Raw genomic sequence first — 12449 nt, 5'->3', positions numbered from 1 at the left:
TCACGCCAACAACCGTTGGATATGCTCCTGCAGCGTATCCAGGTCAAACGGCTTGGCCAGGATCGGTGCATTGCGCGTAATCGGGCTATTGCAGTCGAGGATCTCCTGCGGATAACCACTGATAAAGATCACCTTCAGCTCCGGCCGCAGCTTGATCGCGGGCTCGGCAATCTGCACCCCGGAAATTCCGCCAGGCAGGCGATAGTCAGTCACCATCAAGTCCAGGTGGGGCTTGGAAGCGAGGATTTCAAAGGCCTGCTCGCCGTTGATGGCCTTCAGTACCCGGTACCCCAGGCCCGAAAGGTACTCGCCCAATACGAACATGATCGACTCGTCGTCCTCGACGATCAGTACAACATCTTGCGCATCTTCACTCATGGGAAGCCTTTGTCCGGTCAATTGCTGCTGATACGACCCTTGGGTCACGCAGAGGTTGCGTCTGGCTGACGATTGATTTCACGCCGCGCCCGCCAAAGGCAGGCACACACGGAACAATGCGCCCTCGCCTATCCGGCTCTCGACTTCAATCGTGCCGCCGTGGGCCGCAACGATCTGCTCAGAGATAAATAGCCCCAGGCCCAGCCCTGCCACCGCATGGTTAGCGGACACCCGCTCGAACTGCTGGAAAATCCGCTTCTGATTGTCTTCGCTGATGCCGATGCCGTGATCCCGTACTTCCACCCTGGCCTCGTCATGTTCGGCGTACACCCGCACCGTCACCGGGCTCTTGGCGCCGTAGCGCAGGGCATTGGTCAGCAAGTTGGAGACCACCTGCTCAATACGAAACTCATCCCACTTGCCCTCCACCGGCTGCGGCGCATCCAGTTGCACCGACGACTCGGCCGCTGCCACTTGTGGCGCAAAGTTCTCCAGCAGGTTGCGCACCAACTGCGCCAGGTCGAAATGCCCCGGGCGGATCGACAGTTTACCGGTGCGGATCCGCGAGACGTCGAGCATGTCTTCGATCAAGCGGATCAGGCTCTGGATCTGCCGCTCATCGCGGTCGACCATGGCGTGCATCTTGTCCAGGGTAAAGGCGGCGGCGTTGTCCCGAGCCAGGTGCATCTTGCGCAGCTGGGTTTCCAGGATCAGGCCGTTGAGGGGCGTGCGCACCTCGTGGGCGACGATCGACATGAAGTCATCGCGCATGCGCACCGCCTGCTCCAGTTCCGCCTGGGTCGCCTGCAGGCGGTTGAGCAACAGCTCCTGCTCGCGGCGACTGTGCTCCAGGGCTTCGACCTGCAGCTTCATGGCCTTGCTCTGGCGATACAGGTCGACGAATACATTGACCTTGCTCTTGACCGCATGGATGTCCAGCGGCTTGTGCAGGAAGTCCACCGCACCGCTCTCATAGCCTTTGAAGGCGTAGTTGAGCTCACGACCGGCGGCGCTGACAAACACGATGGGAATGTTCTTGGTCTTTTCGGTGCCGCGCATCATTTCGGCCAGTTCGAAGCCATTCATGCCGGGCATCTGCACGTCGAGAATGGCCATGGCGAACTCGTGCTCCAACAGCAGCGACAAAGCTTCGTCGGCACTCAATGCCTTGTAGACATGACGGTCCTCGCGCTTGATCAGCGCTTCAAGGGCCAGCAGGTTTTCCGGCAGATCGTCGACGATCAGCAGTTTGGCCTGGATAGTACTTAGCATGAGGAGGGTTCCAGGGAAGCCAGCAAATCGCCAATGCGGCTCAAGGTGAGAATATGGTCAGGGGTATGCAGCGCCAGGGCCGCCATGGGCATTACGGCCACCCGGGCCTCCGCAGGGTCCTGGATGACGGTGGTACCGCCGAGCTGCTTGACCTGGGCCAAGCCGCGCGCGCCATCCTGGTTGGCGCCGGTCAGCAGGATCGCCAGCAGGTTCGGGCCATAGGCGTCGGCGGCCGACTCGAACAGATAATCAATGGCCGGGCGGGAGTGATGCACGCGCTCTTCCTGGCTCAAGGACAGGCTGTGGTCATGCTCCACCGACAGGTGGTAGCCGGGGGTGGCAAAATACAGGGTGCCAGGCTGGATCGTTTCCTTGTCCCGGGCTTCTACTACCGGTATTGCCAGACGCCGATCAAAGACTTCTGCCAACTGGCTGCGACGTTCATCCGGCAAGTGCAGCACGGCGATGATCGGTAGGTTGAACCCGGGCGCCAAGGCCCCGAAAACACTCAGCAACGCCTCGACCCCGCCGGCGGAAGCGCCAACGACAATGGCTTGGACACCCGACACCAAGGCCGGGCTGGCAGCTGCTTCATTCATGATTTGCGGTAGATCCGTTCTTGCTTGACCAGGGGTTCGAACTGTTTGCTGTAGGCGGAGAAGTCCAGGGTTTCCTTACTGCCCAGCACCAGGAAGCCACGATGACACAGTGACTCATGAAACAATCCAAAGGCCCTATCCTGCAACTTTTTATTGAAATAAATCAGTACGTTACGACATGAAATTAATTGCGTTTCTGAGAATACGCTATCCGTCGCCAGGCTGTGGTCGGCGAACGTTACGTTCTCGCGCAGAGTCTTGTCGAAGATTGCGTAATCGTAGGCCGCCGTGTAGTAATCGGCAAACGACCGCTGCCCGCCCGCCTGCTGGTAGTTGTGGGTATAGGCTCGCACACTCTCCAGGGAGAAGATCCCCTGCTTGGCCTTTTCCAGGGAGCTGGGGTTGATATCAGTGGCATAGATGATCGTGCGTTCGAGCAGCCCCTCCTCACGCAGCAGGATGGCCATGGAGTACACCTCCTCCCCCGTGCTGCAACCGGCGATCCAGATCTTGATCGACGGATAGGTCTTGAGCAGTGGCACCACTTCCTGGCGAATTGCCAGGAAGTGCGACGGATCACGAAACATCTCGCTGACCGGAATGGTCAGGAACTGCAGCAACTGCATAAAGGCCGTGGGATCGTGCAACACCCGCTCCTGCAAGGCCGAAATGGTCTTGCAGTCGAACTGGCGCAAGGCATGGGCCACACGGCGCTTGACCGAAGCCCCTGAGTAGTCGCGAAAGTCATAGCTGTACTTGAGGTAAATCGCCTCGATTAGCAAGCGCAGTTCAATATCAGTACTTCGATCCACTTAGTGTATTTCCACTTAAATGCGTTCCATCTTGGGCAACCACACCCGGATCAGCGAGAACAGGCGGTCCAGGTCAATGGGCTTGGCCAGGTAATCGTTGGAGCCCGCCGCGAGGCAGCGTTCCTGGTCGTCTTTCATCGCCTTGGCCGTCACCGCGATGATCGGCAGCTTGCGCCAGCGTGGATCCTGGCGGATCAGGGCGGTGGCTTCGTAGCCGTCCATCTCCGGCATCATCACGTCCATCAACACCAGGTCGATGTCCTCGACCTCATTGAGTCTCTCGATGGCCTCACGGCCGTTACGGCCAATGACCACAATCGCGCCCTTGTGCTCCAGGGCGCTGGTGAGGGCGAAGATGTTGCGTACATCGTCGTCCACCAGCAGCACCTTGCGCCCCTCGAAGACCTTGTCGCGACTGCGGGCGGTCTTGAGCATCTTCTGCCGCTCCTGGGACAGCTGGGATTCGACTTTGTGCAAAAAGAGTGTCACTTCATCCAGCAACCGTTCAGGTGAACGTGCGCCCTTGATGATGATCGAGCGCGAATACTTGCGCAGTTCCGCCTCTTCGTCCCGGGTCAGGTTGCGCCCGGTGTAGACGATCACCGGCGGGAACGAACAGATATCCTCGGTGGCCATGCGCTTGAGCAACTCGTTACCGAGCATGTCCGGCAGCTTGAGGTCGATGATCATGCAGTCGTAGACCGTGCTGCGCAGCAGGTCCAATGCTTCCTGGGCGAAGCCGACGGCGGTGATTTCAATATCCTCATCGCCGATCAGGCGGGCGATGCTCTCGCGCTGCAAGTCGTCGTCTTCCACCAGCAGGATGCGTTTGACCTTCTGCGTCAGCTTGGCCTCCAGGCGTGCAAACACGTCCTTGAGCTCTTCGCGGGTGGTGGGCTTGACGGCATAGCCGATGGCGCCCATATGCATGGCGGCCTCCACGCGATCCTCCACGGAAATCACATGCACCGGGATGTGGCGGGTCTCGGCGTGCTCCTTGAGGCGTTGCAGCACGGTGAGCCCGGAGTGGTCCGGCAGGCGCATGTCCAGCAGGATCGCGTCGGGCAGGTACTGCTCGGCGAGGTTGTAGCCCTCGTCCGCACCATGGGCCACCAGGCAGTGGTAGCCCAGTTCATGGGCCAGGTCGAAGAGGATCCGCGCAAAGTTCGGCTCATCTTCCACCACCAGGATGCAACGGGTGGCGAACGGTGCCAGCTCGCGGTCGTCGGCAAAACGCGGTATCAATGCTTCGTCAGCCATCGGCAGCGGCGAAATTTTCACTGGCGCCACGGGTGCCGGGGCAACCGTCACGGCCCGCGGCTGCTCGATAGCCGGCGCGTCTTCGTCGCGCTCCACATACTGCTCCGGCAGCACCAGGGTGAAGATACTGCCCTGGCCCGGCTCACTGGTGACATTGATATAGCCGCCAAGCAAGGTGGCCAGGTCACGGGAAATCGACAGCCCCAGGCCCGTACCGCCATAACGACGGTTGGTGGTGCCATCAGCCTGGCGGAACGCCTCGAAGATGCTTTCCTGCTGGTCCAGGGCGATGCCGATCCCGGAGTCGCGCACGGTAAAGGCAATACCCTCCCCCGGCTGGCGGGAAATGGTCAGGCTGACCTGGCCCTTCTCGGTGAACTTGACCGCATTGGACAGCAGGTTCTTGAGGATCTGTTCCAGGCGCTGGCGGTCGGTGAACAGCATCAGTGGCGCACCGGCCTGGACCTCCACCTGGAAACCCAGCTTGCGGTCGCTGGCCAACGGCTCGAACATCCCGCGCAAGCCCTCGGCCAGGCGCGCCACGCTGGTGTTCTCGGGGCGCATATCGAGCTTGCCGGCCTCGACCTTGGCGATATCCAGAATGTCGTTGATCAGGTTGAGCAGGTCGTTACCCGCCGAGTAGATCGACTCGGCAAACTTGACCTGTTCGGTACTGAGGTTTTCCTCGGAATTCTCCGCCAGCAACTTGGCCAGGATCAGCGAGCTGTTGAGCGGCGTACGCAGCTCATGGGACATATTGGCCAGGAATTCGGACTTGTACTTGCTCGAGCGCTGCAACTCATCGGCGCGCTCCTCCAGCTCGACCTGCACGCGATTGAGCTCGACGTTCTTGCGGTCCATGGCGTCGCGCTGGTCGGCGAGGATCTGGGCCTGATCGGCCAACTGTTCGTTGGTCTGTTCCAGCTCGGCCTGCTGGGTTTCCAGATGGACCTGGGATTCCTTGAGGATGCGCGACTGCTCTTCCAGCTCCTCGTTGGCGGTCTTGAGCTCTTCCTGCTGAACTTGCAGCTCTTCATTAAGCTGCTGGGTCTCGGCCAGCACTTCCTGCAGGCGCTGGCGATAGCGCGCCGCCTCGATGGACGTGCCGATATTGCCGGCGATCAGTTCCAGCAACTCCACATCGCGCTCGTCCAGTGCGCGCAGAAAGCCCAGCTCGATCACCCCGTTGACCCGATCATCATCGCTGGTCGGCACCACCAGCACGCTGCGCGGTGCACCATCGCCCAGGCCGGAACTGACCTTGAAGTAGTCCACCGGCACATCATCCAGGCGAATCAAGCGATGCTGCTGGGCAGCCTGGCCGACGATGCCCTCGTCGCGGTAGATCGCCTGCTCCTGCTGCTCCTGCTCACGGGAGAAGCCATACGTCGCCACGCGCTTGAGGCCACCATGCTCCTCACGCACATACAGCGCGGCCACCACCGAGCCCATGTATTGGGCACAGAACTGCAGGATATTGCGCCCCAGCAGGTTCAGGGTCAGTTGGCCAAGCACCTGTTCGGCCAGCTCGGTCTGGCCGTTGCGCAGCCAGGCCTGCTGTTCCAGGCGCTTGGCAATCTTCATCTGCGAGGCCAGGTTGGCACTGTAACTGTCTGAAAGAGCTAATAGATTCTTCCTTCCGACATAGGCCAGGAAGCCGCTCAAGCCCAACACGAACAGCAAGTAAATCGCCACGCTGAATACCGTGGTGCGGGTCACGTCCTCATTACGCTCGAGCCGGAACTGCTGCTCCATGGCAATCGCTGCGTCGTATTCCTTGCGGATCTCGTCGGTCAGACGCTTACCCCGCCCGGCCTTCACCGCGCCACGGTAGTCGCCGTTTTGCCGTTGCATGTCGATCATCGTCTGGGCGTAGTTGTTCCACTCCAGCTGCAATGACTCCAGGCGCTTGAGACGATCCACTTGCTGGGGGTTATCCGCAACCAACGACTGCAAATTGCGCAGATCGGAAATGATCCGCGGCTTGGCCACCTCGTAGGGGTCGAGGAAATGCTCGTCGCCGGTAATCAGGAACCCGCGCATGCCGGTTTCCTGATCCACCGTCAGTTTTGCGGTCTCATTAAGGTTATTGATCACCCGGTCCGTGTGCTCCACCCACTGGATCACCGACAACAGATAGGTGATCAGGCACACGAAAAACACCGCGCTGAGCACGCCCACACCCAACGGCAAAGCCACGTTGCGGCTCAGGAGTTTGCGGAAGCTGTTTTCATCGACTGACGAAGCGGGAGTCATGGGCGTGCCTTGGCCAAGTGCGGAAAAACCGGAAGTTTGCCCCAAAATCGACCACAAGGGCTATGTTTCTGCCGTATTTCAACGACACAGCCAGGACATCAAGCCTGATTATCGGCACAATGCCCGCCCTGTTTCGGGAACTTGCCGGGATCGACGCAACTCACTAGAGGATGGTCTTTCAACTGCTCAAGACCTGTACCTCCACTATCTGGGAACCCTCACTATGTCCGCAGCCTCCACCATCCTTGTCGTCGAAGACGACGCCATCGTGCGCATGTTGATCGTCGATGTCCTCGAAGAATTGGAGTTCAAGGTGCTTGAGGCTGCAGACGCCGAAGCGGCGCTGGCGTTCTTGGAAGACAGCGCCCATGTGATCGACCTGATGATGACCGACTGGGGCCTGCCGGGCATGAATGGCAAGGAACTGGCGGTAAAAACCCGCACATTGCGCCCAGCCCTGCCCATCCTGCTTGCCAGTGGCTATGCCGAAAACATCGAGTTGCCTGGCGGTGTGCAGATGATTGCCAAGCCGTTCTCCATTGAGCAACTGCGCGACAAAGTCAAAGGCATGCTGGTGGGCGGCTGATCGCACCCAGGTGTCCGTAGGCAGCCTTGTTGTGGCGAGGGGGCTTGCTCCCGCTGGGGCGCGAAGCGACCCTGAAACGAGACTGGGGCCAGCCCGCTCACCACAAGCCACTGTTCGCGCTCGCTATTTGGCCTTGAACTTCGAGTAGGACTGGTGCAAATCAGCCGCCCAGCCGTCTATCACCCCCTTCACGTCAGCCGCTTTCATGACCTGGCTATCGTTGTCCAGCGGCTTGCCAGTGCCTTTGCGCACAACCTGGGCAAGCACCCGCCCACTGTCACCATCGAGAAACTGCGCCTCGGTGCCCAAGGTGGTTTCCTGGTCGCGAATCCCTGTGCCGGTACTCACCGCTGCTGCCACCAGGGCCACCGGAATGAATTCATAGGGCTTGAGGCCTTCAGTCTTGCGACTGACCGCCGTGATCGCCGCCCGTACCACGATCACCCCGGGGCCCGGAGCGCTGGCCAGTGGCAATGACTTGACCAGCTCACGCTTTAGCGCCTGGTTGTAGTACTCGTTGATGCTGCGCAAGGTGTCTTCGGGGATTTGCGCCGTGGCTTGGGGCTTGGGGAAAAACTGGGTCGGTTCGATATACACCGAGGTGTAGCGCTTCAGATTCAGCTTGGGATCGACCCAGCGCATCACCTCTACGCCCGATGGCGACTTGGCTTCCTTCAACTGGCTGTAGTCCGAAAGAAACCCCGAATACTCGTCCGGCTGTGGGACTTTACTCGCGCAACCGGCCACCCCGAGTGAGGCAATACACAACGCACTGATCATCAGCCCTAGCTTCATGGCGCAACTCCTTGGCGTTTATCGCCGAAACGTGAAGTTACAGGTATAGCCAATTCCTCAGAAATAACCTGCCTCCAGCCCCCCAGTGCGGGTTATTTCGCAGCTTCGATTTGCCCCGCAGTTGGGCGCTCCTGGTTAACGTCAACGCCGCCGAAACAGCGGCCGCGGCTCAATCACCGAGCGGCCATAGCTCACACTCATGCCCGCCAGGCCCTTGAGCGCGTCAGCGGCCGACTTGTCCTCGCGCACGGCGAACCCATCGAAGCCACACTGGCGCATATGGCTGAGCTGGTCGCGCAGCACGTCCCCCACCGCCCGCAACTCACCCTGCCAGCCCAGGCGGGTGCGCAGCAGGTAGGCCTGGCTGTAGGCTCGGCCATCGCGAAAGCTGGGGAAGTCCAGGGCAATCAGCGGCAGCACATCCAGCCACGGCTGCAGGTGTTCCACTTCATCATCCGGGCCGAGCCACACCGCGTCCTGTGGCGGGTCTGGCGCAATGCGCCGGCTCAGCCACAGGGCCAGCGGCAGAATCAGCGCCCCCTCGGGCAGCGGTACTTGTGCATCGCGCACCAGGGTCCAGGGGTCATCGTGCTTGATGCGCGCCACGCCCTGTTCCAGGCTCAACAGATTGTTCATGCCGGTTGCACCACGCTGCCATACACCCGCTCCTTGAACGGCTCCAGGCCGATGCGTTGCACGGTGTCGATAAAGGGCTCGTCACTCTCCCGGTAGCGGACGTAGGTGGCGATCAGGCGGGAGATCACATCAGGGATTTGTGCCGCACTGAACGATGGGCCAATCACCTTGCCCAGCGCGCTGGCCTTGCCCTGGGCACCGCCCAGGGTGATCTGGTACCACTCGCTGCCATTTTTATCGACCCCCAGGATGCCGATATTGCCGATATGGTGATGCCCACAGGCATTGATGCAGCCGGAGATATTCAGGCTGATATCGCCCAGGTCATGCAGGTAGTCGAGGTTGTCGAAGCGCTGCTGGATCGCCTGGGCGATGGGGATCGACTTGGCGTTGGCCAGGGCACAGAAATCGCCGCCCGGGCAGACGATGATATCGGTCAGCAAGCCGACATTGGCGCTGCCCAGGCCCTGCTCGCAGGCCAGGGTCCACAAGGCATGCAACTGCGCCTTGGGCACATCCGGCAGCACGATGTTCTGTTCATGGGCGATGCGGATTTCACCGAAGCCGAACTGTTCGGCCCACTGCGCCACGGCGTCCATCTGCGCGGCGCTCACGTCGCCCGGCGGCGCGGCAATCCCCGGCTTGGTGGACAGCACCACACTGCTATAGCCGGGTACTTTGTGGGGCTGCACATTGCGTGTCACCCAGCGCGCGAACGCCGGGCTGTCGGCCATGTGCGTGCCAAAGTCCAGGTCGGTATCGGGCAGGGCCTGATAGTCCGGTGGTACAAAGGCCGAGGCCACGCGCTGGTACTCATCCTCGGTCAATTGCGCCGGGCCATCGCGCAGGTGCTGCCACTCCTCCTCCACTTCCCGGGAAAACGCCTCGATACCCAGGGCCTTGACCAGGATCTTGATCCGCGCCTTGTATTTGTTATCGCGCCGGCCATGGCGGTTGTACACGCGCAGGACCGCTTCGACATACGACAGCAGATGCTGCCAGGGCAAGCCATCGCGAATCTGCAAGCCGAGGATCGGCGTGCGCCCGAGGCCACCGCCCACCAGCACGCGCAACAGCATCTGGCCGTCGGCGTCCTGATATAGATAAAGGCCGATGTCATGCATCATGATCGCCGCCCGGTCCTGGCGCGCCGAGCAGATGGCGATCTTGAACTTGCGCGGCAAAAACAGGAATTCGGGGTTGATGGTCGACCATTGCCGCAGGATCTCTGCGAGCGGGCGCGGGTCCAGCAGTTCGTCGGCGGCCACCCCGGCAAAGGCTTCGGTGGTGATGTTGCGCACGCAGTTGCCCGAGGTCTGGATCGCATGCATGTCGACTTCGGCCAGGCGCTGGAGGATGTCGGGGACCTGCTGCAACTCGATCCAGTTGAACTGCATGTTCTGGCGCGTGGTGAAGTGGCCGTAGCCGCGATCGTAATCCCGGGCAATGCTCGCCAGGGTGCGCAACTGCTGCGCACCGAGGGTGCCGTAGGGAATCGCCACCCGCAGCATATAGGCATGCTTTTGCAGGTACAGGCCGTTTTGCAGGCGCAGCGGCAGGAATTCCTCTTCGCTCAAGTCGCCAGCGACAAACCGTTCGACCTGATCACGAAACTGCGCCACACGCTCGAAGACCAGGGCCCGGTCGTACTCATCGTACCGATACATCTCGCTACCTCATCATGGCTGACCGTGCTCGACGGCAGCGGTTTCTATGGGGGCGACTATGCACCTACAGCTCAAGACGTCACAGATTCAGCTAAAAACTAAAAAACCATATCAGCCACGGAATAACCCATGTTTTAAGGGATATATTTTGATCCGTATTAATGTAGTTTTTCTGAGCCTGTTTTGTTTTTCATGGATTTCCTACAGTGCCCGGGACTTGAAACCGTGGAAGACTGACCATGAGCACAGCATCAACCGGGCAGGCCTATAACTATAAGGTTGTCCGTCAATTCGTCATCGCCACCGTGGTTTGGGGCGTTATCGGCATGGCCATGGGCGTGTGGATCGCCTCGCAACTGGTATGGCCGGACATGAACCTGGACCTGCCCTGGACCACGTTTGGCCGGTTAAGGCCGCTGCACACCAGCCTGGTGATTTTCGGCTTTGCCGGCAGCGCGCAATTTGCCGCCAGCTACTACGCGGTCCAACGTACCTGCCAGGTGCGCCTGTACAGCGACTGGCTCGCCGCCTTTACGTTCTGGGGTTGGCAATCGGTGATCGTGATCATGCTGATCACCCTGCCCCTGGGCTACACCACCACCAAGGAATACGCCGAGATCGAATTCTCCGGCGCAGTGTGGATGACTGTGGTGTGGGTGGCCTACGCCATCGTGTTCTTCACCACCGTGGTGCAACGCAAGACCCAGCACATCTACGTCGGCAACTGGTTTTTCGGCGCGTTTATCGTGGTGATCGCCATGCTGCACGTAGTCAACCACCTTTCCATCCCGGTGGACTGGTTCAAGTCCTACCCGGTGTATTCCGGCGCCACCGACGCCATGGTGCAGTGGTGGTACGGGCATAACGCGGTAGGGTTCTTCCTGACCACCGGGTTCCTGGGGATGATGTATTACTTCGTGCCCAAGCAAGTCGGGCGGCCGGTGTATTCCTATCGCCTGTCCATCGTGCACTTCTGGGCGCTGATCACCCTGTACATCTGGGCCGGCCCCCACCACCTGCACTACACCGCGCTGCCAGACTGGGCGCAGTCGTTGGGCATGGCCATGTCACTGATCCTGCTGGCGCCCAGCTGGGGCGGGATGATCAACGGCATGATGACCCTGTCGGGTGCCTGGCATAAATTGCGCACCGACCCGATCCTGCGGTTTCTGGTGTTGTCGTTGGCGTTCTACGGCATGTCGACCTTTGAGGGGCCGATGATGGCGATCAAGACGGTCAACGCCCTGTCCCACTACACCGACTGGACCATCGGCCACGTCCACGCGGGTGCCCTGGGCTGGGTGGCGATGATCACCTTTGGCTCGCTGTACCACATGATCCCGAAAATCTTCGGCCGCGAGCAGATGTACAGCGTGCCACTGATCAACCTGCACTTCTGGCTGGCAAGCATCGGCACCGTGCTGTACATCGCCTCGATGTGGGTCAATGGCATCACCCAGGGCCTGATGTGGCGGGCGGTCAACGACGACGGCACCCTCACCTACTCGTTCGTCGAGGCCTTGCAGGCCAGCCACCCGGGGTTTGTGGTGCGGTTTGCCGGTGGGGTGTTCTTCCTGGGCGGCATGCTGCTGATGGCCTACAACACCTGGCGTACCGTACGGGTGGCTGACTTGAAGGTGGCGCACAGTGATGCGCAGATCGCCTGATGTGGGAGGTTATTTTCAACCTGGCGGCGGTGATCTGCCTGTATGGCGCCGTGGAGTACTGCCTGCGCGGGCAATCGGGAACCGAGCTGGATGAGGCGAGCCTGATACCGTTTGCCGACGACCCGGAAGTGGCGCGGCGGGTGGAGCTGGCGACGGGCAAGCAGGTCAAGGCGGTGGCGCCTGAAGAGGCCAGGCCGGGCTGGGGTAATGTAGAGCTCTAAAGCTCGGTGTTGGGCTTTTTGTGGGAGCGGGCTTGTGTGGGAGCGGGCTTGCCCGCGATGGCCATAGGTGTCTACACAACTCGCTCTTTTTTGGTTATTGGGAATGAGTACATATCCGTTGCTGCGGTTACGGCTACTTAGGGTTCCGCCCTTACGGCGGCTCACTTTGGAAGAGCCCCAAAGTAAGCAAAGGGCTCTTGCCCCACCACTCGGTACCTCGCCTAGGCTCGGCATGCCCGCAGTCAGGCATTGCTCCGTGGGCCCGCCGCGATCGGCCATCCATGGCCGTGTCGCGGCTAC

11 protein-coding genes are annotated in these 12449 nt (G+C 60.5%); 3 read left to right on the top strand and 8 right to left on the bottom strand.

What is annotated here, in order from left to right; translation table 11 throughout:
• From HBR93_RS21080 to HBR93_RS21060, 5 genes are all read right to left on the bottom strand, one after another.
• Entirely contained in the window at positions 1 to 378 is a 378-nt protein-coding gene (locus tag HBR93_RS21080; RefSeq protein WP_057440084.1) for a response regulator, read from the bottom strand.
• A 78-nt stretch (positions 379 to 456) separates the two neighbouring features.
• Positions 457 to 1650: a hybrid sensor histidine kinase/response regulator gene (locus tag HBR93_RS21075; RefSeq protein WP_057440083.1), complete on the bottom strand. Its 1194-nt coding sequence runs from the start codon at positions 1648 to 1650 to the stop codon at positions 457 to 459.
• Entirely contained in the window at positions 1644 to 2249 is a 606-nt protein-coding gene (locus HBR93_RS21070) for a chemotaxis protein CheB (protein WP_169961006.1), read from the bottom strand. The genes HBR93_RS21075 and HBR93_RS21070 overlap by 7 nt, the downstream gene beginning before the upstream one ends.
• Positions 2246 to 3061 carry a protein-glutamate O-methyltransferase CheR gene (locus tag HBR93_RS21065; protein ID WP_057440081.1) on the bottom strand — a complete coding sequence of 272 codons (816 nt, stop codon included), beginning with the start codon at positions 3059 to 3061 and terminating at the stop codon, positions 2246 to 2248. The genes HBR93_RS21070 and HBR93_RS21065 overlap by 4 nt, the downstream gene beginning before the upstream one ends.
• Positions 3062 to 3076: 15 nt before the next feature.
• A complete protein-coding gene (locus HBR93_RS21060) occupies positions 3077 to 6577 on the bottom strand; it encodes a response regulator (RefSeq protein ID WP_169961005.1) in 3501 nt (1166 codons plus the stop codon).
• A 223-nt stretch (positions 6578 to 6800) separates the two neighbouring features.
• Between HBR93_RS21060 and HBR93_RS21055 the strand changes: the two genes are divergently transcribed.
• Positions 6801 to 7163, top strand: a complete 363-nt coding sequence (locus HBR93_RS21055; RefSeq protein ID WP_057440079.1) for a response regulator — start codon at positions 6801 to 6803, stop codon at positions 7161 to 7163.
• Positions 7164 to 7286: 123 nt separating this feature from the next.
• On the opposite strand, the gene HBR93_RS21050 is transcribed toward HBR93_RS21055, so the two are convergent.
• From HBR93_RS21050 to HBR93_RS21040, 3 genes are all read right to left on the bottom strand, one after another.
• Entirely contained in the window at positions 7287 to 7958 is a 672-nt protein-coding gene (locus HBR93_RS21050) for a DUF3313 domain-containing protein (RefSeq protein ID WP_115128137.1), read from the bottom strand.
• A gap of 141 nt (positions 7959 to 8099) precedes the next feature.
• A complete protein-coding gene (locus tag HBR93_RS21045) occupies positions 8100 to 8594 on the bottom strand; it encodes a DUF934 domain-containing protein (RefSeq protein WP_057440077.1) in 495 nt (164 codons plus the stop codon).
• Positions 8591 to 10261, bottom strand: coding sequence for a nitrite/sulfite reductase (locus HBR93_RS21040; protein ID WP_169961004.1), 1671 nt, complete (start codon positions 10259 to 10261; stop codon positions 8591 to 8593). The genes HBR93_RS21045 and HBR93_RS21040 overlap by 4 nt, the downstream gene beginning before the upstream one ends.
• A 239-nt stretch (positions 10262 to 10500) precedes the next feature.
• Between HBR93_RS21040 and ccoN the strand changes: the two genes are divergently transcribed.
• Both ccoN and HBR93_RS21030 read left to right on the top strand, forming a co-directional pair.
• On the top strand, positions 10501 to 11928 hold the full coding sequence (ccoN, locus tag HBR93_RS21035; protein WP_169961003.1) for a cytochrome-c oxidase, cbb3-type subunit I: 1428 nt from the start codon (positions 10501 to 10503) through the stop codon (positions 11926 to 11928).
• The gene (locus HBR93_RS21030) at positions 11928 to 12149 is read left to right on the top strand and encodes a cbb3-type cytochrome c oxidase subunit 3 (protein ID WP_120732912.1); all 222 of its coding nucleotides are present in this window, start codon (positions 11928 to 11930) and stop codon (positions 12147 to 12149) included. Before ccoN ends, HBR93_RS21030 begins: the two co-directional genes overlap by 1 nt.
• The last annotated feature ends 300 nt before the right edge of the window (positions 12150 to 12449 follow it).

This window comes from Pseudomonas sp. WS 5411 (assembly GCF_012985595.1).
In the GTDB taxonomy this organism is placed as follows: domain Bacteria; phylum Pseudomonadota; class Gammaproteobacteria; order Pseudomonadales; family Pseudomonadaceae; genus Aquipseudomonas; species Aquipseudomonas shahriarae.
The sequence above is the reverse complement of the archived record's forward strand: the minus strand, read 5'-3'. Positions and strand labels throughout refer to the sequence as shown.